Source organism: Brevundimonas sp. Root1423, from assembly GCF_001426805.1.
The window spans coordinates 51,766-77,008 of the sequence record NZ_LMFL01000010.1; the positions used below are offsets into that span (position 1 = coordinate 51,766).

General features: G+C 69.5%; 20 protein-coding genes and 3 pseudogenes. 7 read left to right on the plus strand and 16 right to left on the minus strand.

Translation table 11 applies throughout. The annotated features are described in order from the left end of the window. Positions 1 to 3: 3 nt before the first annotated feature. From ASD25_RS06625 to gpmA, 3 genes are all read right to left on the minus strand, one after another. Positions 4 to 1,287: a pentapeptide repeat-containing protein gene (locus ASD25_RS06625; protein ID WP_055826988.1), complete on the minus strand. Its 1,284-nt coding sequence runs from the start codon at positions 1,285 to 1,287 to the stop codon at positions 4 to 6. A gap of 98 nt (positions 1,288 to 1,385) precedes the next feature. Then, positions 1,386 to 2,024 (minus strand): bifunctional diaminohydroxyphosphoribosylaminopyrimidine deaminase/5-amino-6-(5-phosphoribosylamino)uracil reductase RibD, encoded by a 639-nt coding sequence (locus ASD25_RS06630; protein WP_055826984.1) that lies wholly within the window; start codon positions 2,022 to 2,024, stop codon positions 1,386 to 1,388. Further along, a complete protein-coding gene (gpmA, locus tag ASD25_RS06635; protein WP_055826981.1) occupies positions 2,021 to 2,737 on the minus strand; it encodes a 2,3-diphosphoglycerate-dependent phosphoglycerate mutase in 717 nt (238 codons plus the stop codon). The genes ASD25_RS06630 and gpmA overlap by 4 nt, the downstream gene beginning before the upstream one ends. 256 nt (positions 2,738 to 2,993) lie before the next feature. On the opposite strand from gpmA, the gene ASD25_RS06640 reads away from it, so the two are divergent. Further along, a complete protein-coding gene (locus tag ASD25_RS06640) occupies positions 2,994 to 4,493 on the plus strand; it encodes a phosphomannomutase/phosphoglucomutase (RefSeq protein ID WP_055826978.1) in 1,500 nt (499 codons plus the stop codon). Between the two features lie 174 nt (positions 4,494 to 4,667). Here ASD25_RS06640 and ASD25_RS06645 read toward each other — a convergent pair whose 3' ends face one another. From ASD25_RS06645 to ASD25_RS06650, 3 genes and pseudogenes are all read right to left on the minus strand, one after another. Further along, positions 4,668 to 5,222 carry an ActR/PrrA/RegA family redox response regulator transcription factor gene (locus tag ASD25_RS06645; protein WP_056615617.1) on the minus strand — a complete coding sequence of 185 codons (555 nt, stop codon included), beginning with the start codon at positions 5,220 to 5,222 and terminating at the stop codon, positions 4,668 to 4,670. Positions 5,223 to 5,275: 53 nt separating this feature from the next. Continuing rightward, a pseudogene (locus tag ASD25_RS29220) lies at positions 5,276 to 5,601 on the minus strand (response regulator transcription factor); the annotation flags it as partial. 16 nt (positions 5,602 to 5,617) lie between these two features. Beyond that, entirely contained in the window at positions 5,618 to 7,114 is a 1,497-nt protein-coding gene (locus tag ASD25_RS06650; RefSeq protein ID WP_235562638.1) for an ActS/PrrB/RegB family redox-sensitive histidine kinase, read from the minus strand. A gap of 54 nt (positions 7,115 to 7,168) precedes the next feature. On the opposite strand from ASD25_RS06650, the gene ASD25_RS06655 reads away from it, so the two are divergent. The 3 genes from ASD25_RS06655 to ASD25_RS06665 all read left to right on the plus strand — a co-directional run bounded on the left by ASD25_RS06655 (position 7,169) and on the right by ASD25_RS06665 (position 10,061). After that, positions 7,169 to 7,789, plus strand: a complete 621-nt coding sequence (locus tag ASD25_RS06655) for an SCO family protein (RefSeq protein WP_055829592.1) — start codon at positions 7,169 to 7,171, stop codon at positions 7,787 to 7,789. A 300-nt stretch (positions 7,790 to 8,089) separates the two neighbouring features. Further along, positions 8,090 to 9,370, plus strand: coding sequence for a polyhydroxyalkanoate depolymerase (locus tag ASD25_RS06660; protein WP_055826972.1), 1,281 nt, complete (start codon positions 8,090 to 8,092; stop codon positions 9,368 to 9,370). Further along, the gene (locus ASD25_RS06665) at positions 9,336 to 10,061 is read left to right on the plus strand and encodes a M48 family metallopeptidase (protein ID WP_055826969.1); all 726 of its coding nucleotides are present in this window, start codon (positions 9,336 to 9,338) and stop codon (positions 10,059 to 10,061) included. The genes ASD25_RS06660 and ASD25_RS06665 overlap by 35 nt, the downstream gene beginning before the upstream one ends. 153 nt (positions 10,062 to 10,214) lie before the next feature. Here the strand turns inward: ASD25_RS06665 and ASD25_RS06670 are convergent, their stop codons facing one another. Both ASD25_RS06670 and ASD25_RS06675 read right to left on the minus strand, forming a co-directional pair. Continuing rightward, positions 10,215 to 12,302, minus strand: a complete 2,088-nt coding sequence (locus ASD25_RS06670) for a transglycosylase domain-containing protein (protein WP_055826967.1) — start codon at positions 12,300 to 12,302, stop codon at positions 10,215 to 10,217. 44 nt (positions 12,303 to 12,346) lie between these two features. Next, a complete protein-coding gene (locus ASD25_RS06675; RefSeq protein ID WP_235561687.1) occupies positions 12,347 to 13,393 on the minus strand; it encodes an alpha/beta fold hydrolase in 1,047 nt (348 codons plus the stop codon). A gap of 117 nt (positions 13,394 to 13,510) precedes the next feature. Between ASD25_RS06675 and ASD25_RS06680 the strand changes: the two genes are divergently transcribed. Continuing rightward, on the plus strand, positions 13,511 to 14,632 hold the full coding sequence (locus ASD25_RS06680; protein WP_055826964.1) for an aromatic ring-hydroxylating dioxygenase subunit alpha: 1,122 nt from the start codon (positions 13,511 to 13,513) through the stop codon (positions 14,630 to 14,632). Positions 14,633 to 14,683: 51 nt separating this feature from the next. Here the strand turns inward: ASD25_RS06680 and ASD25_RS06685 are convergent, their stop codons facing one another. Next, on the minus strand, positions 14,684 to 15,343 hold the full coding sequence (locus tag ASD25_RS06685; protein ID WP_055826961.1) for a TetR/AcrR family transcriptional regulator: 660 nt from the start codon (positions 15,341 to 15,343) through the stop codon (positions 14,684 to 14,686). A 216-nt stretch (positions 15,344 to 15,559) separates the two neighbouring features. Further along, complete coding sequence (locus tag ASD25_RS06690; protein ID WP_055826958.1) at positions 15,560 to 17,395, minus strand: cation:proton antiporter; 1,836 nt, start codon at positions 17,393 to 17,395, stop codon at positions 15,560 to 15,562. A gap of 425 nt (positions 17,396 to 17,820) precedes the next feature. Here ASD25_RS06690 and ASD25_RS06695 point away from each other — a divergent pair. Together ASD25_RS06695 and ASD25_RS31725 are read left to right on the plus strand one after the other, a co-directional pair. Further along, positions 17,821 to 19,237 (plus strand): M13 family metallopeptidase (locus ASD25_RS06695; protein ID WP_369816555.1); only part of this gene is annotated, 1,417 nt, incomplete at its 3' end. A gap of 1 nt (position 19,238) precedes the next feature. After that, a pseudogene (locus tag ASD25_RS31725) lies at positions 19,239 to 19,744 on the plus strand (M13-type metalloendopeptidase); the annotation flags it as partial. Between the two features lie 646 nt (positions 19,745 to 20,390). Here the strand turns inward: ASD25_RS31725 and hisS are convergent. The 6 genes and pseudogenes from hisS to ASD25_RS06720 all read right to left on the minus strand — a co-directional run. Next, positions 20,391 to 21,689: histidine--tRNA ligase (gene hisS / locus ASD25_RS06700; RefSeq protein ID WP_235562639.1), on the minus strand; the 1,299-nt coding region annotated here is incomplete at its 5' end. A 1-nt stretch (position 21,690) separates the two neighbouring features. After that, positions 21,691 to 21,977, minus strand: a pseudogene (locus ASD25_RS31730) (ATP phosphoribosyltransferase regulatory subunit); the annotation flags it as partial. Positions 21,978 to 22,028: 51 nt separating this feature from the next. After that, positions 22,029 to 23,294 (minus strand): DUF418 domain-containing protein, encoded by a 1,266-nt coding sequence (locus tag ASD25_RS06705; protein ID WP_055826950.1) that lies wholly within the window; start codon positions 23,292 to 23,294, stop codon positions 22,029 to 22,031. Between the two features lie 67 nt (positions 23,295 to 23,361). Further along, positions 23,362 to 23,931: a hypothetical protein gene (locus ASD25_RS06710; protein WP_055826947.1), complete on the minus strand. Its 570-nt coding sequence runs from the start codon at positions 23,929 to 23,931 to the stop codon at positions 23,362 to 23,364. Continuing rightward, on the minus strand, positions 23,928 to 24,806 hold the full coding sequence (locus ASD25_RS06715) for a 3-hydroxybutyryl-CoA dehydrogenase (protein ID WP_055826943.1): 879 nt from the start codon (positions 24,804 to 24,806) through the stop codon (positions 23,928 to 23,930). Before ASD25_RS06715 ends, ASD25_RS06710 begins: the two co-directional genes overlap by 4 nt. A gap of 125 nt (positions 24,807 to 24,931) precedes the next feature. Continuing rightward, a complete protein-coding gene (locus ASD25_RS06720) occupies positions 24,932 to 25,237 on the minus strand; it encodes a YggT family protein (RefSeq protein WP_055826941.1) in 306 nt (101 codons plus the stop codon). Between the last annotated feature and the right edge of the window lie 6 nt (positions 25,238 to 25,243).

Consider the following 25,243-nt stretch of genomic DNA (forward strand, 5'->3'; position numbering starts at 1 on the left):
GCGTCAGGGCTGGGGAGCGGGCGTCGGCTCCGGCATGCCGCGCACGCCGTTGACCGTGGCGTCGGTCAGGTCCGTCTGGTGCATGGTGGCGCCGTGCAGCATGGCCCGGGTGAGATCGGCGCCCGCCAGCACCGCTCGGTTCAGGTCGGCCCCCGACAGGTCCGCGCCGCGCAGGCAGGCGCCCGTCAGGTCGGCGGGCAGCAGCCGGTCGGCGGCGATCAGCAGCGGACCCAGCTTGGCGCCGCGCAGATCCGAGCCGTTCAGCCGCACCCGCGCGAGCCGCGCGCCGCGCAGATCGGCGCCCTTCAGATTGACCGAGCGCAGGTCAGCGTCCTCCAGGTGCGCGCCCTGAAGCTGCACCCCCTCCATGTCGAGGCCGTAGAAGACCGCGCCCTTGGCGGACAGGGCGGTCAGATTGTAGCCGTGGATGGAGCGCAGGGCCCGCAGGTCGACGCCGTCGAAGACCGAGGGCCGGCCCTGAACGCCGCCGGTCTCGCACCACTGGGCGTGTTCGGCCAGCATATCGGCGGCGGGCATCTTGCCGACAGGGGCCCCGGCGGGGCGGTCGTCGGTCAGGCAGCCCGTCATATTGGCCCCGTCGGTCCGCCACATGGCCATCTTGCAGCCCACCAGCACGGCGTCGCGCATGTCCGCGCCCGAGAGGTCGGCGCCCGACAGGTCCGCGCCCGCCAGATCCGCGCCCCGGAAGCTGGCCTGCTTCAGGTTCGCGCGGACCATCTTGCAGTCCTTCATGATGGCGTCGGAGAAGTCGGCCGCGACCGCGACGATCCCCGTCAGCTTGGAGCGTTCCAGATTGGCGCCGGCCAGGCAGGCGCCCTGGGCCTGGGTGTCCTGGCGCGACTTGGCCTCGACGACGCGGAAGCCCAGCTTGGAGTCGGCCGCGGCGATGGTGCCCTCGCGCAGATCGGCCTCGAACAGATCGGCGCCGCTGAGGTCGGCGCCGCGCAGGCAGGCGCCGCGCAGATCGGCCCGACGCATGCTCGCGTCGATCAGGATGCAATCCTGCATGTCGGCGCCGAAGAAGGTGGCGTTGTCGAGCTTGGCCCCCGTCAGGTCGGTCCCGTGCAGCGAGGCGGCCGCGAAATCGGCGTCGGCCAGATTGCGTCCGGCGAGGCTGAGGCCGGACAGGTCCAGCCAGGCGAAGACGGCGCGGGCACCGCCGGGCTTGGCCTGCCACAGGCGGTCGTGCCGGGCGCAGATGGCGTCCAGTTCGGTCTGGTCGAGGCGCCTTCTGGCGCTGGAGGAGGCGGTGGGGGCGGGCGACATAAGTCCCGTTCTGGCACGTCGGCGCTTAAGGAAGGCTGAAATGGTTACCGGCGGACCCTCGGGCCCGCCTTACGCGAAACTCCAGGCCCCGGCGGCGATCAGGCCGTCAGCAGTCCCTGGGTCTGAAGCGCCTCGGCCAGTTCGCCCGGCCCGACCCAGATCCGGGTGTAGCCGGCCTCGCCGAGGCGCTGAAGTTCGGTGGTCAGATCGGCCTTGGCCGAGGCGGCGAAGCGGGCGTCGAAACCCGCGCCGTCCTCGCTGATCCGGACCATGGGCCGTCCGGTCTCGACCCGGTGCAGATAGCCCTCGTAGAGAACCGCCGCCTCCTGGGCCAGCAGCCCCGTCTCGACCTCGAGCCCCGCCTTCTTCAGCCGTTCGACGCCCCGGCCCGCGGCGAAGGGCGAAGGGTCGACGGCGGCCACGACGACGCGGCTGACGCCGGCGTCCATCAGGAAGTGGGAACAGGATTTGCGGCCCGACGAGCGGGCGCCGCACGGCTCCATGGTGACGTAGGCGGTGGCGCCACGCGCCTTGTCGGCGGCGGCGGGCGCGGCCTGCTCCTCGGCGTGAGGACGGCCGCCGGGCGCGGTGGCAGCCTCGGAGACCACCTCGCCGTCCCTGACGATGACGCAGCCGACGGCCGGGTTGGGCCAGGTCTGACCCATGCGCGCCTTGGCCAGCTCGATGGCCCGGCCCATGAAGCGGATGTCGTCCGAGGCCTGCCGGGCGGAGGTCATGCGGGGAGTCCCGGCAGGTCCGTCGCCCGTTCCGCGTCGAGATAGCGGGCGGCGACCGGCTTCAGGTCGGCGTCGAGGTCGATCTCGAGCGGATTGCCGGTCGGGATCTCGACGCCGACGATCCGGTCGTCCGGCACGGCGAACAGGTGTTTGACGATCGCCCGCAGCGAATTGCCGTGGGCGGCGATCAGCACGTCGTCGCCGGCCCTCAGGCGCGGGGCGATGGCGGCGTCCCAATAGGGCAGGACGCGGTCGAGCGTCGTCTTCAGGCTTTCCGTATCGGGAATGGTCTGGCCGGCGTAGCGGGGGTCGGCGCTGAAATCCCATTCGCCGCCCGGAGCCAGCGGCGGAGGCGGAATGTCGTAGCTGCGGCGCCAGATCTTCACCTGGGCGTCGCCGTGCAGGGCGGCGGTCTCGGCCTTGTCGAGGCCCGTCAGGCCGCCGTAGTGGCGCTCGTTCAGGCGCCAGTCCTCGACCACGGGAATGTCCTTGAGCCCGGCGGACTCCATCGCCAGGGCCCCGGTGCGTTTGGCGCGGGTCAACACCGAGGTGAAGATGACGGCGGGATGGAAGCCGGCGTCCCGGATCAGCTCTCCGCCGCGCCGGGCCTGGGCCTCGCCCTCGGCGGTCAGGTCGACGTCGACCCAGCCGGTGAAGCGGTTTTCGAGGTTCCACTGGCTCTGGCCATGGCGCAGCAGGATCAGGCGGGGCATTCACGTCTCCGAACAGTCCTTCGGGGGTAGGACCGGCGGCGGCGTGGGTCAAGCCGATGTGACAGCGCCATGACCGCAGGGGGCGTCCGGCAAAGACCGCCGATACGGGGCCTGCATGACCGGCATTTCGTAAACGGCCATCCGCGCCGCCAGCGCCCTTGCAGCCAAGGACCCGGGCCCGCGTTGTTGTGGCCCCGTTGTTGTGACGTGGGGGCCGACTGCTATACCGGGCGCCGCTTCCGGACAGGACCCGACCATGATCAAGCCCCGCCAGGACCTTCGCCCCAACACGGCCGAATACGAGACCGTGCCGCTGGTGAAGCCGACGGGCTTCCGCGAGTACGACGCCCGCTGGATCCTGGAGAAGGAGATCAACCTCCTGGGCATCCAGGCCCTGGGCCTCGGCCTGGCCACCTATGTCCACGAGATCGGCCAGACGCCGCGCATCGTGGTGGGCCACGACTACCGCTCCTATTCCCTTTCGGTGAAACAGGCGCTGATCCTGGGCCTGCTGGAAGGCGGGATGGAGGTGCTGGACATCGGCCTGGCCCTGTCGCCGACCGCCTATTTCGCCCAGTTCGAGCTCGACGCCCCCTGCGTCGCCATGGTCACGGCCAGCCACAACGAGAACGGCTGGACCGGGGTCAAGATGGGGGCCCAGCCGCCGCTGACTTTCGGCCCCGACGAGATCGGCCGGCTCAAGGACATCGTCCTGAACGGCGAGGGCGTGGGCCGGCCGGGCGGGTCGCTGACCCGGATCGAGGGCTTCCGCGAGGCCTATCTGGCCGACATCGTCTCCAAGGTGAAGCTGACGCGTCCGATCAAGGTCGTGGCCGCCTGCGGCAACGGCACGGCCGGAGCCTTCGCGCCCGAGGCCCTGCGCCGCATGGGCGCCGAGGTGATCGAGATGGACACCGAGCTGGACTACACCTTCCCCAGATACAATCCGAACCCCGAAGACCACGCCATGCTGATGCAGATGGCGGCCAGGGTGCGCGAGACGGGGGCGGACCTGGCCCTCGGCTTCGACGGCGACGGCGACCGCTGCGGCGTGGTCGACGACACGGGCGAGGAGATCTACGCCGACAAGATCGGCCTGATGCTGGGCCGCGACCTGTCGGCCCTGCACCCCGACGCCACCTTCGTCGTCGATGTGAAATCGACCGGCCTGTACAAGACCGACGAGGTGCTGAAGGCCAATGGGGCGACCACCGTCTACTGGAAGACCGGCCACAGCTACATCAAGCGCAAGACGGCCGAACTGGGCGCCCTGGCCGGGTTCGAGAAGTCGGGGCATTTCTTCTTCAACGCGCCGCTGGGCCACGGCTATGACGACGGCATCGTCGCGGCGGGCGCGGTTCTGGCCATGCTGGACCGCAATCCGGGCAAGAAGCTCAGCGAGCTGAAGGCCGCCCTTCCCGACGCCTGGACGTCGCTGACGATGAGCCCGCATTGCGACGACGAGCTGAAGTACGAGGTGCTGGAGCGGATCGTGGCCGAGTATCAGGCCCTGGCCGATGCTGGCGGGTCTATCCTGGGCCGCAGGATCGTCGAGGCCATCACCGTCAACGGCGTGCGGGTGCACCTCGAGGACGGCTCATGGGTGCTGGTCCGCGCCTCGTCGAACAAGCCCGAGCTGGTGGTGGTGGTCGAGAGCATGCGCTCGGCCGACGACATGCGGGCCCTGTTCCACGAAGAGGTGAAGCCGAGGCTGGCCAAATACGCCGAGGTCGGGGCGTACAACCAAGAGATCTGAGCCACCTCTCCTCCCCATGAAATGGGGAGGTGGATCGTCGGCGAAGCCGGCGAGACGGAGGGGGTGGCTCGGTGATGAAGGATTGGCAGACGACTGGTTAACACCGGCGTCGCCCCCTCCGTCACGGCGCGAAGGCGCGCCGCGCCACCTCCCCGCTGCGTGGGGAGGAGAGCCTTACCGCGGCGCCCGCTTGGCCAGGATGCGTTGCAGCGTGCGGCGGTGCATGCCCAGACGCCGCGCCGTCTCCGAGACGTTGTGGTCGCACAGTTCGTAGACCCGCTGGATATGCTCCCAGCGCACACGGTCAGCGCTCATGGGGTTGTCGGGCGGCTCCGGGGCCTCGCCGGTGGAGAGCAGGGCCTTGACCACGTCGTCGGCGTCGGCGGGTTTCTGCAGATAGTCGACSGCSCCGGCCTTGACCGCCGCCACGGCGGTGGCGATGGCGCCGTAGCCGGTCAGCATGACGATGCGGGCGTCCTCGCGCCGGTCGCGGATGGCCTCGACGATCTTGAGGCCGTTGCCGTCCTCGAGCCGCATGTCCAGCACGGCGAAGGCGGGGACCGAGGTCTTCAGCGCCTCATTGGCCTCGGCCAGCGACGCGGCGAGGGTGACCTCGAAGCCGCGGCTCTCCAGCGCGCGGCCCAGACGGGTGCGCAGGGCGTTGTCGTCGTCGAGAACCAGCAGGGTCTTGTCGGCGAGGGCGGCGATACGGTCTTCGGCTTCGGACATCTTGCGTCTCCTGCAGGGATGGCGGGGACAATGAAGCGGGCGCTTTGGCAGGNAGCATGACGATGCGGGCGTCCTCGCGCCGGTCGCGGATGGCCTCGACGATCTTGAGGCCGTTGCCGTCCTCGAGCCGCATGTCCAGCACGGCGAAGGCCGGGACCGAGGTCTTCAGGGCTTCATTGGCCTCGGCCAGCGAGGCGGCGAGGGTGACGACGAAGCCGCGGCTTTCCAGCGCGCGGCCCAGCCGGGTGCGCAGGGCGTTGTCGTCGTCCAGCACCAGCAGGGTCTTGTCGGCGAGGGCGGCGATCCGGTCTTCGGCGTCGGGCATCTGGGGTCTCCGGTGGCTCAGGTCATTAACAGTACGGTTGCGGTCAAGGTTCATCTGCGGGGGTGCGACATCACGACGGGATCTCGAGCGCCGGACGCGGCCAGCGGACAGCCACGCGGGCGCCCCTGGGCTGGCCCTTGCCGCCGTCGCCCGCCCCGACGAACACCTTGCCCCCGGTGCGCTCCAGCAGGGTGCGGGCGATGAAGAAGCCCAGGCCCATGCCGCCCTGGCTGGGAGCGATGGCCTCGGGCTCGGGAGCGGCCGCGCCCTTCCTCGCCTTGCGGCCCGGGGTGGCGGCGGCGACCGAGGCGGCGATCTGGGCCGCCAGGGCCCGGCGCGCCTTGCCCTGGGGCCGGCTGGTCACATAGGGCTCGCCCAGACGCGGCAGGATGTCGGCGGGGAAGCCGGGGCCGTCGTCGACCACCTCGATCTCGATGAAGCCGGCGTCGACGATGGCGCGGACCCGGACCCGTGAGCCCGCGAAGTCGGCGGCGTTCTCGACCAGGGTCGACAGGCCGTGGATCACCTCGGGCAGGCGGCGCACGCGCGGCGCGGGCTCGCCCGAGGCGGTGCGGACATCGACCTGGAAATCCAGATCGAAGCCGCGGTGGGGCTCGATCACCTCTTCCAGCAGGGCCTTCAGGCCCACCTCGGCGAAGGCGGAGTCGCCGTCTTCGGGCTGCTGGGACAGGCGTTTCAGGATGTCGCGGCAGCGTTCGGCCTGTTGCAGGATCAGGGCGGCGTCCTCGGCGGCGGAGCCGCCCTTGGCCGAGGCGCGCAACAGTTCGCGGGCCACGACCTGGATGGTGGCCAGCGGCGTGCCCAGCTCATGCGCCGCCGCGGCGGCCAACCCGCCCAGCGCCGCGAGACGTTGCTCGCGCTGCAGCACGTCCTGGGTGGTGGCGAGGGCCAGCTCCAGCTTCTCGGCGTCGGCGGCGACGCGCCACGCATAGGCCGAGGTGAAGATGACGCCGGTGAACAGGGCCAGGCCGATGCCGAAGCGATAGAGGGGCGGCAGGTTCAACTCGGTGCCCGCCTGCCACGGCAGGGGCATGGAGAAGAAGAACAGGGTGGTGGTCGCGACCAGCACCAGCAGGCCCATGAAGGCCGCCTGACGCCCGGGCAGGGAGGCGGCGGCGACGGTCACCGGCGCGACCAGCAGCAGGCAGAAGGGGTTCTGCAGCCCCCCGGTCAGGGCCAGAAGGACGGACAGCTGCAGGATGTCGAAACCCAGGTGCGCCGCGGTCATCCGCCCGTCGGGCAGGGAGCCGTCGGTGCGCTTGAGCCGGGCTGTGGCGTTCAGATTCATCGCCACGCTGGCGGCGATCACGGCCAGACAGCCCCACAGCGGCAGGTCGAAATGGAAATACAGGGTGGCGATGGCGACGGTCGCGGTCTGGCCGGCGATGGCCATCCAGCGCAGGATGACCAGGGTGCGCAGGGACAGGCCGCGGCTGCGGCGCGGCAGGTTGCGCCAGCCCGGGAAACGGTCCGGCTCGTCCGTCGCGAACCGCGACGGGGCCCGCGGCGCGGACTGCGGCAAGGGAGGGTCTTGGGAGAGGCTCACGCGTCTTCTATAGACCGGTCGCGCGCGGGCGTGCGCGTTTTCGAGAGGGCCATGATGCCACGCCGTTCCATCCTTCTGTTCGCCGGCGCCTGCATCGCCATCGCCGTCGCCCTGGCCGTGACGACGATCGTGGTGGTCAACCGGCGCGACGGGGCGGTCCCGTCCATGGAGACCTCGACCGGCCAGCCGTCGGTCGGCGGGCCGTTCCAGCTGGTCGACCAGGACGGGCGGACGGTCGACCAGACGATGCTGGACGGGAAATGGTCGCTGGTCTTCTTCGGCTTTACCTATTGCCCCGATTTCTGCCCGACGACCCTGACGGCGCTGGAGGCGACGAAGCGGCAGCTGGGCGACAGGGCGAAGGACGTGCAGATCGTCTTCATCACCGTCGATCCCGAACGCGACACCCCGCAGGCCCTGAAGGACTATCTGTCCTCCGACGGCTTCCCGCAGGGGGTCATCGGCCTGACGGGCACGCCGGACCAGGTGAAGGCGGCCGCGGACGTCTATCGCGCCTATTATCAGAAGGTCGGAGAGGGCGAGGGCTACACCATGAACCACTCGCTGACCGTCTATCTGATGGGGCCGGACGGAAGGTTCCGCAGCGCCCTCGCCCACGACCTGGGACCGCAGCGCTCCGCGCAGGTGATCGAACGGGCCATGGCGCGCGGGTAGGACACGTCTCCCTCCCCTTCATGGGGATGTCGGCGCGAAGCGACGACAGGNCCGCAGCGCTCCGCGCAGGTGATCGAACGGGCCATGGCGCGCGGGTAGGACACGTCTCCCTCCCCTTCATGGGGATGTCGGCGCGAAGCGACGACAGGGTGGGGTGTGGCTGGAGTTCCCCACCCGGCCGCTCCGCGGCCACCCTCCCCATGAAGGGGAGGGAGAACTGTATTCGCCTATAATCTTTTTGCAGTGCGGTGCGTTCTATGGTGCTCTGCCACGTACGGCGGGGGCCGCTTCAAGGATTCCATGCTCTATTCGCTTCACGAGCTCGCCTATCACTCGGCGACGCCGTTCCGGTTCGGGGCCCAGATGGCCCGCCAGTTCTGGAGTTCTCCGTTCAATCCGGCCGCGGACACCGCGCTGGGCCGCACGGCCTTCGCCTCGGCCGAGCTGTTCGAGAGCGTGACGCGCCGCTACGGCAAGCCCGCCTGGGGTCTGGAGACCATCACGGTCGCGGGCAAGGACGTGCGGACCACCGAACAGGTCGTCTGGTCCTCGCCGTGGTGCAGACTGGTGCGGTTCGCGCGGCACATCGGCGATGTGAAGCGGGCCGGCAAGCCGGCCACGGCGCCGGCGGTGCTGATCGTGGCGCCGCTGTCGGGCCACTACGCCACCCTGTTGCGCGGCACGGTCGAGGGCTTCCTGCAGGACCACGACGTCTATGTCACCGACTGGGTCAACGCCCGTCAGGTGCCGATGCTGGAGGGGCGGTTCGACTTCTTCGACTATATCGACCACGTCCGGACCATGCTGGGCGTGATCGGCCCGCGCGCCCACGTCGTCGGCGTCTGCCAGCCGGGCCCGCCGGTGCTGGCCGCCTGCGCCCTGATGGCCGAGGACGAGGACCCCAATCGTCCGGCCTCCATGACCTTCATGGGCTCGCCGATCGATGCGCGCCTGTCGCCGACGGTGACCAACGAACTGGCCGAGGAAAAGCCCTTCGCCTGGTTCAAATCGAACATGATCCACACGACGCCCTGGCCCTATCCGGGGTTCGGACGGCGGGTCTATCCGGGCTTTGTCCAGCTCTACAGCTTCATGTCGATGAACGAGGACCGCCACCGCGACGCCCACCACGAGTATTTCCAGCACCTCGTCAACGGCGACGGGGACGGGGTCGAGAAGCACGAGGAATTCTACAACGAATACCTGTCGGTGCTGGACCTGACCGAGGAGTTCTATCTCCAGACCATCGACATCGTCTTCCAGCAGCATCTGCTGCCGCGCGGCCTGCTGGAGCATCGCGGGCGCAAGGTCGATCTGACGAAGATCACGGACATCGGCCTGATGACGGTCGAGGGCGCCCGGGACGACATCTCGGGCGTGGGCCAGACCCAGGCGGCGCATACGATCTGCACCCGCCTGCCGGACGACATGCGCAAGCTGTACGTCCATCCCGAGGTCGGCCACTACGGCGTGTTCAACGGCCGCCGGTTCCGCGACGACATCTATCCGGCGGTGCGCGACTTCATCGCCAGACACGAGGCCATCAGTGCAGTACCGGAACGGCCAGCGGCTGCCGCCTGAGAGCCCTGAGCGGCTCGGCGTCGCCGCGCGGCTGTCGGTCAATCCGCGCGCCCGGCGCCTGTCGATCCGCATCGACGCGCGCGCGGGCGAGGCGGTGCTGATCGCCCCGTCCGAACGCAAGCTGGCCGACGTCGTCGCCTTCGCCCGCACCAAGGCGTCGTGGATGCGCGAGCGTCTGGCCGAGCGGGTTCACGGGACGCCGCTGGAGCCGGGGGCGGTCATCGACCTGTTCGGCCAGCCGGTCCGGCTGGTCGCCACGGGCGGCGCCGGCGCGGCGCGGCTCACCGAGGACGGGGACGGCCCGCTGATCGCCTCGGGCGGCGAGGGCGAGGCCTTCGCCCGGCGGGTCGAGAATCTGTTCAAACGGGTGGCGCGGGACACGCTGCAGACCCGCACCGACGTGCATCTGCGGACCCTCGGCCAGCGCCCGGTCAGGATGTCGATCGCCGATCCGAAATCGCGCTGGGGCTCGTGCAGCCCGCACAACCGCAGCATCCGCTACAGCTGGCGGGTGGTCATGGCCCCGCCAGCGGTGATCGACTATCTGGCCGCCCATGAGGTGGCGCATCTGGTCCACGCCGACCACAGCCCGGCCTACTGGTCGGTGGTGCAGCGGCTGGTCGGGGACCACCGGCCGTTCAGGAAGTGGCTGCGCGACAACGGACCGGCGCTGCACGCGGTGGGGCGCTGACGTCTCCTCCCCATGAGCGGAGCGAGTGGGGAGGAGACCCATACGCCAGAGGAACAGCAGTCGGCCCCTGTCCAGCATGTGTCGCTTGTCACCCGTGTCGCGGGCCGCGATGTCCCGGTTATCCAGCCCGGATTGTCCCGGTCGGAAAACCACTCAGAAGAACAGCGGGTCGGCCTTTTTCTCCGGCTGGGTCGGTTCGGGCTCCCGCTGGGGCTGGGGCGCGGTGGGGCGGACGACGGGCGGGCCCGGTTCCGGACGACGCGGCTCGAGCGTCGGCTGGTCCTCGGGCGGGACGGCTTCGTCGGCCGGAGGACTGTCGCCGAACAGGTCGCCGATCTCGCCCAGAAGATTTTCGACGGGACTGGCGGGGGGCTGCCAGCCCTCGGGCATGGCCGGGCCGTTGGGGATGGCCGGGGCGTTGAGGCGCGGCAGAGCCGCCTCCATGAAGCCCCGCCAGATCGCCGCCGGGGACGAGCCGCCCGTGACCCCGCGCATGGCGGTGTTGTCGTCCTTGCCGACCCAGACGGCGGTGACGAAGCCGCCGGTGTAGCCGACGAACCAGGCGTCCTTGTAGTCCGAGGTGGTGCCCGTCTTGCCCGCCACGTCGCGGCCCGCGATCGCCGCCGAGCGGCCCGTGCCCGAGGTCATCACGCCGCGCAGCATCTGGTTCTGGTAATAGAGGAAGGGGTTGGAGATGGCCTGCACCGCGCCGTCGGCCCGGGCCGAGCGCTGGTAGATCACGCGCCCCTGCGGCGTGCGGATGCGGCTGATGCCATAGGCGCGGACGCGCTTGCCGCCGTTGGCGAAGGCGTCGAAGGCCTGGGCCATTTCGAGCGGCGAGACCTCGACGGCGCCCAGGGCCATGGCGGGCTCGAGCCCGATGCGGCTGGTGATGCCGAGGCGGCGGGCGGTGCGGGCGACGTTGTCGCGGCCGATCTGGTCGGCGAGACCGGCGGCGACGGTGTTGGTCGACTGGGCCACGGCGTTGGCCAGGCTCATCTCGCCGGCATAGGCCCCCGAATAGTTGCGCGGCGACCAGTTGCCGATGCGGATCGGGGCGTCATTGACCCGCGTCTCCGGCGTGTAGCCGCTTTCCAGCGCGGTCAGATAGACGAAGGGCTTGAAGGCCGAGCCGGCCTGACGGCGGGCGTCGACGGCGCGGTTGAACTGGCTGTCGGCGTAGGAGGCGCCGCCGATCATGGCCCGGACCCGGCCCTCGCCGTCCAGCGCGACCAGGGCCGCCTGCTGCACGCCCTTGGACCGGTCGCGGCGCAGGATGCGGTTCACGGACCGCTCGGCCTGGGTCTGCAGCGTCAGATCCATGGTGGTCTCGACGACCATGTCCTCGGTCGGTTCGCCGACCAGCTCACGGATCTGCTTGTCCAGCCAGTCAATGAAATACTGGGCATGCTGGCTCGACAGGGTGCGCGACACGCGCACGGGCGAGGCGGCGGCCTCGGCGCGTTGTTCCGGGGTGATGACCCCGGCGTCGACCATTTCGTTCAGGACCACGGTGGCGCGGGTTCCGGCCCGCTCGCTCTCGGACACCGGCGAATACCGCGACGGGGCCTTCAGCAGGCCGGCCAGCAGGGCGGCTTCGCCGACGGTCAGCTGTCTGGCGCTCTTGTCGAAATAGCGCTGCGACGCGGCCTCGATGCCATAGGCGCCGGCGCCGAAATAGACGCGATTCAGATAGAGGGCGAGGATCTCGTCCTTGGAGAATTTCATCTCCAGCCAGACGGCCAGCATCAGCTCCTGGACCTTGCGCTTCATGTTCTGGTCAGGAGACAGGAACAGGTTCTTGGCCAGCTGCTGGGTCAGGGTCGACCCGCCCTGGACCACCCGCCCGGCGCGCATGTTCGCCGCCATGGCGCGGGTCATGCCGACGGGATCGAAGCCGGGGTGGTGATAGAAGCGCCGGTCCTCGATAGCGATGAAGGCGGCCGGGACATAGTCCGGCAGGGCGTCGAGATCGGCCGGCGGGGCCTGCTGGGTCCCGCGCGTGGCGATCAGGGCGCCGTTGCGGTCCAGATAGGTGATCGAGGGCTGGCGATCGACATTGTACAGGGTCGAGGTGTCGGGCAGGTCGCGAGCGAAGACCGCGAAGAAGACCACCATGAATATGGCGCCCCAGACGGCGAGGACCGCGGCCCAATAGACCAGCCTCTGCACCGGGGTGCGCGGGGGCCGGGGACCGGCGGCGTTGCCGCCGCGTCCGAAGCTGAAGCCGGAACCCGCCATGAAAACCTCATCTGACCTTGATCGGTCCTAGCCGATCAGGCCGTCTACGGAAACGCCCCCGTACCGATCACACGACCGTGAGGGACGTTTCCGCCGAAACCATGACGCTTCGGGCCCCAATCTAAAAACGCGTTCACCTCGGCGGCGAACCGGGCGGGCTGGTCCAGCATGATGAAGTGGGCGCTGTCGTCGATCCGCTTCAGCTCGGCCGCGGGCAGGGTCGCGAACGAGGCGCGGTAAATGCCGTCCACCATCTCCTCGGTCATGCGCGGGTCGTTGAACTTGACGTACAACACCGTGACAGGGGCCGTGATGCGCGGCAGTTCCGGGCGCAGGTCGGTGACGATCAACTCCCGGAAGGCCGCCGCCGAGACGGCCCGGTCGCTGGTCGCCGCGGCTTCCAGCGGACCGGCGCGCAGCGACTCGGTGTTGATCATGCTGGTGACAGAGGCGGCGGCTTGCTGGCGGTAACCCTCCTCGGGTCCGTTGGCCATGGCGGCGTAGATCTGGTCCGCCGTCGGGGTGACGCTTTCGGCGGTCGCGCCCGGCGCGCCGAACATGGCCCCCATGAAGGGCACCATGTCGACCACCATCAGCTTGCCGACGCTGTCGGGATGGCGGGCGGCCAGCATCATGCCGATGGTCCCGCCCATGGAGTGGCCGATCACCGCCGGCTTGTTCAGCCGCTGCTCGGCGATGTAGCGGGCCAGGTCCTCGGCCACCGGGGCCGAGACGGGGCCCGTGGCGTTGTCCTCGGCCGGTGCGCCGGCGAAGCCCTGGACGTGGATGCGGTGGACGCGATAGCGGCCCTTCAGTTCGTCTGTCAGGCCGTCCCAGACCTCGGGCGAGGACGACAGTCCGGGGATCAGGATGACGTCGCCGACCGGATGCTCGGGCCCGTCGACGCGGACGTGGAAACGACCGGACTCGAAGTCGGCGTGGGCGTGACCATGGGCGTGGGCGGGGGCCGCCGCGGGGGCCTGGCCTTGCGGAAGATGCTGATGCTCCTGCGCAAGAGCGGGCGCGGCGGCAAGGGCGAGCGCGCCGGCGAGGGAGGCGGAAAGCGCCGCGACGGCGGTCATGGTCTTCATGGTCGGATTCCCCGGATGGGCGGGCGATGCGCCCGTCTCTGTCCCTAGTCGCCGCAGAGGGCGCGATCGGATGCGGCCGGTCAAGACTTCGCGCATCCGGCCCGCTAAACTCACCTCATGAGCCCAGCCGACAGCGCCCCCGTTTCCGCCAATTCGCCCGAGGCCAAGGCCCCGCCGACCGCGTTCGGCAAGGGCTTCGTGCTGGACGCCTGGTATTTCGCCGCCCTGTCGCGCGACGTGGCCGCCGCCTCGCTGAAACGTCACGAACTGCTGGGCGAGCCGGTCCTGATCGGCCGGACGCGGGCGGGTCAGGTCTATGCGATGCGCGACATCTGCCCCCACCGCGCCGCGCCGCTGTCAGCCGGACGGCTGGTCGAGAAGCCGGGCGAGGGCGAGACGATCGAGTGCTGCTATCACGGCTGGCGGTTCCGGCCGGACGGGGTCTGCGCCGCCATTCCGTCGCTGGTCGAGGACCAGGCCTATGAAACCGACCGCATCCGGGTGCGCAGCTATCCGGTGCGCGAAAGCCAGGGGATGGTGTTCGTCTGGATCGCGTCGGACCCGCGCAATCCGGCCGAGCCGGACCATGAGCCCCCGATCTTCCCCGGCGTCGTCGGCGGCGAGGCGAAACTCGTCGAATCGATGGATTTCGACGCCCATATCGACCACGCGGTCGTCGGCCTGATGGATCCCGCCCACGGCCCCTATGTGCATCAGCAGTGGTGGTGGCGGTCCGAGCATTCGATGCACGAGAAGGCCAAGGCCTTCGAACCGCGCGACCAGGGCTTCGCCATGGTGCGGCACGCGCCGTCGTCGAACAGCCGGGCGTACAAGATCCTCGGCGGCGCCCCCGCGACCGAGATCACCTTCCGCCTGCCCGGCTATCGCTGGGAGCATATCCAGGTGGGGCCGAAGCAGGTGCTGGCCCTGACCTGCCTGACGCCCCGGACCCAGACCCGGACGACGATCACCCAGATCTTCTGGTCGGACCACTGGGTGTTCGCGCTCGCCAAGCCCTTCCTGCGCATGGGGGTGGTCGCCTTCCTGAAACAGGACGGCGGCATGGTGAACCTGCAGAACGAGGGCCTGCGCCATGACCCGGCGCTGATCTGGATCGACGACGCCGACAAACAGGCGAAATGGTACCAGCAGCTGAAGCGCGAGTGGATCAAGAGCCGCGCCGAGGGCCGACCGTTCGCCAACCCGGTCAAGCCGACGGTGTTGAGGTGGAAAAGCTGAAGGCCGCGACGGGGGTCGCGGCCTTCGAAACGCTCTGCGTTGCGGTACAGCCTACTGACGGCTGAGCGCGCCGGCGAGGATGACGTCGGTCTGTTTGCCGATCTGGTCCGTCAGCTGCTGGATGGTCCAGCCGTCGTAGGCGGCGCGACGGTAGTTCGAAAGCCAGGCGCCGTAGATCATCTCGCCCAGCAGACGCACGTCGGCGTCCTGGCGCAGTTCGCGGTCGCCGACCCCGGCCTGCAGGGTGTCGGTGACGACCGAGATCAGCGGCTTGATGGCGGCGCGGATGCGCATTTCGGCGGCGACCGGCTGGAACCACGAGCGCGCGATGACGGCCTGAACCAGCGGAAGCTGCTCCAGCGAGGCGTGGTAGCCGGCGGTCAGGGCGGCCAGAACGCGGGCCCGCACGGTGGTCTCGGCGGCCGCGGCCGACTTCAGCGTCTCGGCCAGCTTGATCATGTCGGTGGACAGGACCGCCTCGAACAGCTCGGCCTTGTCCTGGAAGTTGGCGAAGACCGCGCCGGTGGACATGCCGGCGCCCTTGGCGATGTCGCGGATGGTGGCGGGCTCATAGCCGCGCTCGGCGAACAGCTGGCGCGCCGCGTCCAGCACCTTCTGACGGGTGCGAACCTTGGCGGCCTGACGGCGGTTCAGCCGGGGGGCTTCACCATCGACGTCGGCTGCGGGGGAGGGGGAGGCGACATCTCGCATGAACGATTACTCACGAAGCGGCGGCTGACATCCGCCGGTAAAACTGAACGCCGAAGCGATGGGTCATTCGGGGGCGCACGCGGCGCGCGCAAAACACGCCTGAACGGCGAGGGGGGCACTCATCACGCAACGATGACCAAATTGGGGTAACCCGATTAACGGGACGGTTAGCCGGGAGGTTAACGCCGCGTGGGCGGGAAATCCGTCGCGTGCGTCTCAGCGCCGCAGCGTGGAGCGCAGGGCGCGGGCCCGGCGCGGCTGTTCGCCCGCCGGCATGGCCGCCTGGAACACCTTGCGGAACTGGTCGCGGCGCTCATGGATCGAGGCCAGCACCAGACCCATGGGGACGCCCAGGTCGATCAGGGTGTTCTCGGCCAGCTGAAGGCTGGCCTCGGTCGTTTCGGGCACGGCGTCGGTGACGCCCAGCCGGTACAGGCGCACGGCGTGCTTGTCGTCCCGGGCCCGGGCGATCAGGACCAGGTCGGGCCGCAGGGCGCGCACCGCCCTGACCACCTCGTCGACCTTGGCCGGCGCATCCATGGTCACGACCACCGCCCGCGCCGTATCGATGCCGCACCGGGCCAGCATCTCCGCCCGGGCGGCGTCGCCGTAGAAGACGTTGGAGCCCTCGGCGCGGCCCTTGCCGACGGTCGAGGCGTCAGCGTCGATGGCCAGGAAACGCTGGTCGTGGGTCAGCAGGATCTCGCCCACCAGCCGGCCGACCCGGCCGAAGCCGACGATCAGGACCTGACCCTCCTCGGCCAGGGGCTCCATCGCCCCGGCCGGCAGATCGGGATGCCGGACCTCGGCGCGCTGCGTCAGCCGGGAGGCGATCAGGGCCATCAGCGGAATGCTGAAGATGCTGATCGTCGCCGCCAGCAGCACCTGCTGGGTAAAGGCCGGGGCGGCGATGCCCTCGACCAGGCCGGCGCCGAGGATGACGAAGGCGAACTCGCCGGCGGGGCCCAGCACCAGGGCCGTCTCGATGGCGGTGCGGTTGCCCAGCTTCCACGCCCGCGCGGCGCCGTAGATCAGGCCCGCCTTCAGGAGGGTCATCAGCGCGGCGAGGCCGAACACCGCGACCGGGTCGGCGGCCACGGCGTCGAGGTCCAGCCCGATGCCCACGCCGACGAAGAAGACGCCCAGCAGCAGGCCCTTGAAGGGTTCGATCGACACCTCCACCTCGCGCCGGAATTCGGTCTCGGCCAGCAACAGGCCCGCGATCAGGGCGCCGAGGCTCATCGACAGGCCGGCGGCCTGGGCGGCCACGCCCGCGCCGACGACGACCAGCAGGCTGGCGGCGATGAACATCTCCTGCCCCTGCCCTCTGGCCTTGGCCCTGGCGACCGAGCGGAACATGGGCCGCAGCACCAGCCGGCCCAGCAGCACCAGCAAGGCCAGGCCGACTGCTGCGGGGATCAGGGTGAACAGGGCCGGCCCCAGAACCGAGGGATCGAACTCGCCGGAAGACGTCGCGCCGCCCTGGGCCATGGCGGCCAGGACGGTGACGGTGATCAGGATCGGCGCGACCGCGAGGTCCTGCGCCAGAAGGATGGCGAAGGTGGATCGGCCGGCGGTCGTGGAGATGCGGCCGCGCTCGGCCATCACCGGCATGACCACGGCGGTCGAGGACAGGGCCAGCCCCATCCCCAGCACCGCCGCCGAGACCAGCGGCTGGCCCATCAGCATGAAGACCGCGCCGAGGCCGACGGTGCAGATCGCGACCTGGGTCAGACCGAGGCCGAACACCAGCCGGCGCATGGACTTGAGCCGTTCCCACGACAGCTCGAGTCCGATCATGAACATCAGGAAGGCGACGCCGAGTTCGGACAGGGAGCGGATCTGCCCCGCATCCGAGATCGTCAGCCAGGCCAGCCAGGGGACGGTCTCGGCCAGCCGGGCCAGACCGTGCGGCCCCAGCAGCACCCCCGCCGCGAGAAACCCCAGGACGGGACTGATCCTGAGCCGGTTGAACAGCGGAACGATGACGCCCGCGGCCGCGAGAAAGACCACGAGATCGCGATATTCGCCGCCGCCGCCGTGAATCGTCATTCAGCCCCCGATGACGTTCAGCCTACAGGCTGAAACGCCGCCCTGTCCGGGTTTCCGTCGCACATGACAAAAAATTCAGGCGACAGGCGGGGCCCGCGGCGTAGGGTCCCCGCCGACGCTGTCCACAGAGATGCGAAGTCGAGGAAATCCCCATGAAGAAACTGCTGATCGGCGCCGCGCTCGGCGCCCTGCTGCTGCCCGCTTCGACGGCGGCCGCCCAGGATCACGAACACGGCTGCATCGACGAGAGCTGCACCGTCTTCGAACTGTTCCAGACCCCGCCCGAAGGCGCGACGGTTCTGGGCTATCAGGGCACGGAAGCGCCGAAATACGGGACCTGGGGCTTTGACCTCGCCGGCCGCGACACCTCGGTTTCGCCGGGCGACAACTTCATGCGCTACGCCAACGGCGCCGCGCTGGACCGCATGCAGATCCCCTCGGACCGCACCAGCTACGGCTCGTTCGCCCTGCTGCGCGAACTCTCGGACAACCGCGTCAAGGCGATGATCGAAGGCCTGACGGCCCGCACCGACCTGACCGCCGGATCGGACGAGCAGAAGATCGCCGACGCCTATCGCTCCTACATGGACGAGGCCCGGATCGAGGCGCTGGACGCCGAGCCGCTGAAGCCCTACCTGGCCGCCATCCGCGCCGCCGACACCCATGACCTGGCCGCCGTCTACATGGGCGAGACCCAGGGCCGCATCGGCGGTTCGATCTTCGGCACCGGCATCACCACCGACCAGAAGGCGCCGACCCGCTATGTGGTCTCGACCGGGCAGTCGGGCCTGGGCCTGCCCAACCGCGACTACTATCTGGAGCAGCGCTGGGCCGAGAAGAAGGTCCTGTACCAGGCCTATGTCGCCCGAATGCTGGGCATGATCGGCTGGGAGAACGCCGAACAGGCCGCCGCCGACATCGTCGCCTTCGAAACCCGCATCGCCGAAGCGCACTGGACCCCGATCCAGAACCGCAACCGCGACGAGACCTACAACGAATACACCATCGCCCAGCTGGCGTCGGAGGCCCCCGGCTTCCCTTGGCAGGCCTATTACTCGGCCGTCGGCGTGGGCGAGGTTCCGCGCCTGATCGTCCGTCAGGACACGGCCATGCCGAAGATCGCCGCCATCTACGCCGAGACGCCGATCGCCACGATCCAGGCCTGGCAGGCCTTCCACACGACGGACGACGCCGCGCCGCGCCTGTCGCGCCGGTTCGCCGACGCCCAGTGGGAGTTCCGCTCGCGCGACCTTAACGGCCAGCCGATGCAGCGTCCGCGCGACAAGCGCGGCATCACCTTCGCCGAGGGCATGCTGGGCGAGGCCGTCGGCCGGCAGTATGTGGCCGAATACTTCCCGGCCGAATCCAAGGCCAAGATGGAAGAACTGGTCGCCAACCTGCGCATCGCCCTGGGCAACCGCATCCGCAACTACAGCTGGATGAGCGCCGAAACGCGCGCGGCGGCCGAGGAGAAGCTGAACAAGTTCACCGTCAAGATCGGCTATCCGAACAAATGGCGTGACTATTCGGCGCTGGAAGTCCGGCCCGATGACCTGTTCGGCAACGCCGAGCGCGCCGGCCTCTTCCAGTGGAACTACCAGCTGAACCGCCTGAACGACCCGGTCGACAAGACCGAGTGGGGCATGACCCCGCAGACGGTGAACGCCTATTACAACTCGACCAACAACGAGATCGTCTTCCCGGCCGCCATCCTGCAGCCGCCGTTCTTCGATCCGGACGCGGACCCGGCCGTCAACTACGGCGGCATCGGCGGGGTCATCGGTCACGAGATCGGCCACGGCTTCGACGACCAGGGCTCCAAGTCCGACGGCGACGGCGTTCNGGGTCATCGGTCACGAGATCGGCCACGGCTTCGACGACCAGGGCTCCAAGTCCGACGGCGACGGCGTTCTGCGCAGCTGGTGGACCGCTGAGGACCGGGCCAATTTCGACGGCCTGACCAAGCGGCTGGGCGAACAGTACGATCAGTTCGAGCCGATCCCGGGCTTCAAGGTCCAGGGCGGCCTGACCATGGGCGAGAACATCGGCGACGCGGCCGGCAACGCGGTGGGCCTGGAAGCCTATCACCTGTCGCTGAACGGCCAGCCGGCGCCCGTGCTGGACGGAATCACCGGCGACCAGCGCTTCTTCTACGGCTGGGCCCAGGTCTGGCAGTCGAAGATGCGCGACGACGCCCTGCGCAACCAGATCGCCACCGATCCGCACAGCCCGGCCGAGTTCCGCGTCATCGGCCCGGTGCGCAACATCGACGCCTGGTACGAGGCCTTCGATGTCCAGCCGGGCTCGAAATACTACCTCGCCCCGGAAGACCGGGTGCGTATCTGGTAGAAGTCACGTTCTCCCTCCCCTTCATGGGGAGGGACGATCGCGAAGCGATCCGGGTGGGGAACTGCAGCCTCGGGCGCCGACGGCAGATGGGTCGCACTTCCCCACCCGGGCTCGGCTGCGCCTCGCCTTCCCTCCCCACTTCGGGGGAGGGAGAGCCGCGCCCAGGCGGCGGGCCATAGCGCTGATCTCCAGACGCAAAAAAGCCCGCCGCGGGGGATACATCGCGGCGGGCTTCTTTTCGCTCTTTGACGAGCGGACGTTTCCTCCCCGAAACGCCTCCGAGCCGCTGCTGCGCCGAAACGCTGCGCTTCTCGAGTGCGTCAGAATGACGACATTTCAAGCTTCAAGTCAATGAATACCCTGTGGAACCAACGGGAATTCCTGGGTTATCGCCGTTAACTCACGAACCTGTGTGTGCGCCTTCGNACTGATCTCCAGACGCAAAAAAGCCCGCCGCGGGGGATACATCGCGGCGGGCTTCTTTTCGCTCTTTGACGAGCGGACGTTTCCTCCCCGAAACGCCTCCGGGCCGCTGCTGCGCCGAAACGCTGCGCTTCCCGAGTGCGTCAGAAAAACGACATTTCGCCGTTCAAGTCAATGAAAGCCTTGCGGAACCATCGGGAATTTATGGGTTATCGGCGATAACTCACGAACCTGTGCGCGCGCCCTCGACGATGGCCCGGACGGTCGCGACCAGCTCGCCGCGCGCGACCACCCTTTGGCCCGGACGCTCCGATTTCCACGCCTCGTTGTCGGTCACGCCGGCGGCGAGAATTCGGCCGGCGTCGAGGTCCTTGACCGTGACCTGGCCGGCCGCGATCTCGTCGCCGCCGAGGATGACGGCGGCGGGGGCGCCGCGCCGGTCGGCGTATTTCATCTGCGCCTTCATGCCCGCCCGGCCGAGGTAGAGTTCGGCGGCGATCCCGGCGTTGCGCAGCTCCGACACCGCGTCGAGATAGTGCTGCATGTCGGCGTCCGAAAAGACGATGACCACGACCGGACCGCGCACCGAATCCGCCGCCCCCCTGCCCGCCGCCTTCAGGGCCGAGGCCAGGCGCGAGACGCCGAACGAGAAGCCGGTGGCCGGCAGGCGCTCGCCGGTGAAGCGGGCGACCAGATCGTCATAGCGCCCGCCGCCGCCGATCGAGCCGAAGCGCACGGCCCGGCCCTTGTCGTCGGTAGTGTCCAGCAGCAGCTCGGCCTCGAACACGGCGCCGGTGTAGTATTCCAGCCCGCGCACGATGGTGGGGTCGAAGCGCACGGCGTCCTCGCTGACCTTCATCGCGGTCAGGGCGCGGTCGATCGCCGCCAGCTCTTCCAGCGCCGCCTCGCCGGTGGCGCCCAGGCCTCCCGCGCGGGCCACGGCCTCGAGCGTCGCGGTCCGGGACAGGGCCGAGTCCCCCGCCGAGGCGAGGAAGGCCTCGATGGTCGCGGCCACGCCGATCGGCAGGTTGGCCCCCTTCGTATAGTCGCCGGACTCGTCCAGCCGGCCCTCGCCGAGAAGGGCCGACACCCCGTCCCAGCCCAGCCGGTCGAATTTGTCGATGGCGCGAAGCGCGGTCAGGCGCTGGCCGGGATCGATGACGCCGCCCGCCTCGAACAGGCCGTCGAACAGCTTGCGGTTCGAGACCCGGACCACGGCCTTGTCCGCGTCCAGACCGGCGGCGCGCAGGCCCTCGCAGGCCATGGCGATGATCTCGGCGTCGGCCTCGGGCCGGTCCGAACCGACGGTGTCGGCGTCGCACTGGACGAATTCGCGGAAGCGGCCGGGGCCTGGCTTCTCGTTGCGCCACACCGGGCCGAAGGCGTAGCGGCGGAACGGCTTGGGCAGGGTCTCCCAGCCCTGGGCCGCGAACCGGGCCAGCGGCGCGGTCAGGTCGTAGCGCAGGGCCATCCACTGATCGTCGTCGTCCTGCAGGGCGAAGACGCCCTCGTTCGGACGGTCNAACCGGGCCAGCGGCGCGGTCAGGTCGTAGCGCAGGGCCATCCACTGATCGTCGTCGTCCTGCAGGGCGAAGACGCCCTCGTTCGGACGGTCGGCGTCAGGCAGGAATTTGCCCAGGGCGTCGGCGTATTCGAAGGCGCCGGTCTCCAGCGGCTCGAAGCCCCAGCGCTCATAGACCGCGGACACGCGCGCCACGAGGCGGCGCTCGGCGACAAGGTCCGCCCCTCGGCGGTCGGCGAACCCCCGCGGATTGCGGGCTTCGGGGCGGGACGGCGCGTCGGTGCTCATGCCGCGCCGCTTAAGCCATCGCCCGTCGCCGGGCAACGACGCCGATCAGCCTCAGGCGAGCGGGGCCTTCCGCAGAGGCACCATCCGCCTGTAGGTCAGGCAGCGCCACAGCCACTCCAGCGGGCCCATGGTGAAGACCGACAGCCACAGCGGCGACCAGATCAACTGGGCGATCCACACCGCCGCGACCACGCCCCACAAGGCTCCCGGCCCCATGGTCCCGAACCAGTGCGGACCCCAGGGCATGTAGAACAGGGTCGACATGATCAGGGTCTGGGTCAGGTAGTTGGTGAAGGCCATCCGTCCGACCGGGGCCAGCAACTGCGTCAGCGGCTTCAGGCCGAACCGGGTCATCAGGATCAGCAGGCTGGCGTAGCCGAGGGTGATCAGGGGCGCGAAACTGCCCCCCACGCCGGCGAGGCCGCCGGTCGGATCCTCTCCGGGCGCCGCATTGGCCTCGATCCATTGGTGCCAGCCGAAGAAGGCGAGGTTGGCCGCGCCGAGGATCAGCACCACCAGATAGATCCAGGTCGGGGCCCGGCCGGTCAGGAAGCCGGCCTTGAACAGACCCAGGCCCAGCAGCATCAGGCCCACGGTGATCGGGACCAGCGTCAGGCTTGCGGCCTGCAGGATCGCCCAGGCCTTGAGGTTCTCGATCTGCGCCGCGGGCCAGCCCGACTGGTAGGCGTGGATGGTGGCGGTCAGGGCCTCGGGCGTGACCGCGAACGGATTCCCGCCGCCGCCTGCCTGGCCGCCCCCGCCCCCGCCGAACGCCGCCTCGGCCAGCATGGCGGCCGCCGACAGCAGGCCGAACAGCAGGTTGAGCCCCCCTCCGACCCAGATCAGGCGGCTGGCCTTCCACGACCGCATGACCATCACGATCAGTCCGCAGTAGGCGTAGTGCAGCAGGATGTCGCCGAACCAGAAGGCGGCGCCGTGGACCAGGCCGAAAACCGCCAGCCAGAACAGCCGGCGGCGCAGCAACTGGCCTCGGGGGCCGTCGAACCGCTCGCCGCCGATCAGGAAGATCGAGACGCCGAACAGCATCGAGAACATCGAGCGGAACTTGTCCTGGAAGAAGACGTCGGTGACCCAGGCGCCCAGGATGTTGGAGGAATTGTGCGGCCAGGGCTCGGGCAGGCCCGTCGTCATCTCCAGCGCCACCGGCCAGACGAACGACATGGCGTTGACGGCGAGAATGCCGAGAATCGCCCAGCCCCTGAGCATGTCGAGCGTGAAGATGCGGTCCGCAGGCCTGACCGGCCCGAGCGTCGCGTCCGCCGCGGGCGGCGGCGCCTGAAGTTCGACTGCGGCCATGACGTGTCCCCCGGATTGGCCCGACAAGCTTGGCCGAACCGCCGGCTGCGTCAAACGGAAATCGGCCTCAGCCCGGGTCGCGGTCCCGCATGACGCCCAGCCGGTCGCGCACCTCGGGCTGGGGCATGAAGGCGATGAAGGCGGCGCACAGGCCGGCCCACAGCGCATAGCTGACGCCCAGCAAGACCGCGATCGGCAGGCCGCCGACCCCGTAGATCAGAAGGGTCGTCTCGGTCGCGCCCGCGGCCTGGGCGATGCCGCCGGCCTCGAACAGGCCCACGACCGACACGATCAGGGCCAGCATGGCCTGAAGACCCGCCGCCAGCAGGCCGCCGTAGAACATGAAGCGCCAGACCACGCCCAGCCGGGTCGCCGGACGGCCGGTCATGTCCCGCTCGCGCGCCAGCAGCCAAAGTCCGCCCGGCACGGCGGCCATGCCGATGACCAGCACCAGCAGCCGCCAGTCCATCTCTAGGCTGGGCAGCCAGTTCCGCGGCGGCCAGATGAGCAGGGTGACGACCAGCGGCGGCCACAGGGCGCCGGCCAGCGCCGCCAGCACGATGCGCTGCGGGTCGCGCCGCCAGGAGACGCGCTGCTGGCCCGGGAAGTCTTCCGGCTTTTCCAGCGTGGGGATCATCGGGTCGGCGCCGGTTCCGGGCCGGAATAGTCGTAGAAGCCGCGCCCGGACTTGCGCCCCAGCCAGCCGGCCTCGACGTATTTCACCAGAAGCGGACAGGGCCGGTATTTGCTGTCGGCCAGACCGTCGTAGAGCACGTTCATGATCGCCAGGACGACGTCCAGCCCCATGAAGTCCGCCAACTCCAGCGGCCCCATCGGATGGTTGGCGCCCAGTTTCAGCGCCTTGTCGATCGAGGCGACGTCGCCGACGCCCTCGTAGAGGACATAGACCGCCTCGTTGATCATCGGCACCAGGATGCGGTTGACGATGAAGGCGGGGAAATCCTCGGAATTGGTCGTCGTCTTGCCCAGTGACTCGGCGAAGGCGACCGCGGCGTCATAGGTGCTGGCCGCGGTGGCGATGCCGCGGATGATCTCGACCAGCTTCATCACCGGGGCCGGCTTCATGAAATGCAGGCCGATGAAGCGCTCGGGCCGGTCGGTGGCCGAGGCCAGGCGGGTGATGGAGATCGACGAGGTGTTGGACGCCAGCAGGGTGTCCTTGCCCAGATGCGGCGTCAGGTCGGCGAGGATGGATTTCTTGACCGCCTCGTCCTCGATCGCGGCCTCGATCACCAGATCGGCCTTGGCGGCGGCGGCGAGCGAGGGCGCGGCGGAGATGCGGGACAGGGCGGCGTCGGCGGCGGCCTGGTCGATCAGGCCGCGCGCGACCTGGCGCGCCAGGCTGGCGGCGATCGCCCCCTGGGCTTGGGGCACGCGGTCGCGGGCGGCGTCGTACAGCAGCACCTGATAGCCGCCCGCGGCCACGGCCTGGGCGATGCCTGCGCCCATCTGGCCTGCGCCGACGATGGCGACGGATCGGATCGTGGTCATGAAGTCCGGTTGGCTGGCGGGCGCTGGGCCCGGTCGGAGCGGCACCTTAGGACCCTCGCCGGACGGCGCAAGGCCGGAAGCGCCGGACCGTGGCGAAGGGGCGAAGGCGTGTCACGGCGGTCGCGCTATCCCAGCATCTGGATCAGCACGGGCGCGGTCAGACGCATGAACAGGATGCGCACGAAATTGATCAGCAGCAGGACCACGATCGGCGAGATGTCGATGCCGCCCAGAGGCGGGATGATCCGCCGGAACGGCTCCAGCAGGGGCGCGGTGATCCGGTCGAGGAAGTCCGCCAGCTGGCTCACGAACCGGTTGCGGCGGTTGATGACGTCGAAGGCGAACAGCCAGCTGAAGATGGCCGACAGGATGATCGCCCAGGTCATGAGCGACAGGATCGTAGTGACCAGCCAGACGATGGCGTAACCCATGAAAGG

Coding starts and splice junctions, on each gene's coding strand:
- ASD25_RS06625 (WP_055826988.1), bottom strand. CDS start 1,287: ATGTCGCCCGCCCCCACCGCCTCCTCCAGCGCCAGAAGGCGCCTCGAC.
- ASD25_RS06630 (WP_055826984.1), bottom strand. CDS start 2,024: ATGACCTCCGCCCGGCAGGCCTCGGACGACATCCGCTTCATGGGCCGG.
- gpmA (WP_055826981.1), bottom strand. CDS start 2,737: ATGCCCCGCCTGATCCTGCTGCGCCATGGCCAGAGCCAGTGGAACCTC.
- ASD25_RS06640 (WP_055826978.1), top strand. CDS start 2,994: ATGATCAAGCCCCGCCAGGACCTTCGCCCCAACACGGCCGAATACGAG.
- ASD25_RS06655 (WP_055829592.1), top strand. CDS start 7,169: ATGCCACGCCGTTCCATCCTTCTGTTCGCCGGCGCCTGCATCGCCATC.
- ASD25_RS06660 (WP_055826972.1), top strand. CDS start 8,090: ATGCTCTATTCGCTTCACGAGCTCGCCTATCACTCGGCGACGCCGTTC.
- ASD25_RS06670 (WP_055826967.1), bottom strand. CDS start 12,302: ATGGCGGGTTCCGGCTTCAGCTTCGGACGCGGCGGCAACGCCGCCGGT.
- ASD25_RS06675 (WP_235561687.1), bottom strand. CDS start 13,393: ATGAAGACCATGACCGCCGTCGCGGCGCTTTCCGCCTCCCTCGCCGGC.
- ASD25_RS06680 (WP_055826964.1), top strand. CDS start 13,511: ATGAGCCCAGCCGACAGCGCCCCCGTTTCCGCCAATTCGCCCGAGGCC.
- ASD25_RS06685 (WP_055826961.1), bottom strand. CDS start 15,343: ATGCGAGATGTCGCCTCCCCCTCCCCCGCAGCCGACGTCGATGGTGAA.
- ASD25_RS06690 (WP_055826958.1), bottom strand. CDS start 17,395: ATGACGATTCACGGCGGCGGCGGCGAATATCGCGATCTCGTGGTCTTT.
- ASD25_RS06705 (WP_055826950.1), bottom strand. CDS start 23,294: ATGGCCGCAGTCGAACTTCAGGCGCCGCCGCCCGCGGCGGACGCGACG.
- ASD25_RS06710 (WP_055826947.1), bottom strand. CDS start 23,931: ATGATCCCCACGCTGGAAAAGCCGGAAGACTTCCCGGGCCAGCAGCGC.
- ASD25_RS06715 (WP_055826943.1), bottom strand. CDS start 24,806: ATGACCACGATCCGATCCGTCGCCATCGTCGGCGCAGGCCAGATGGGC.
- ASD25_RS06720 (WP_055826941.1), bottom strand. CDS start 25,237: ATGGGTTACGCCATCGTCTGGCTGGTCACTACGATCCTGTCGCTCATG.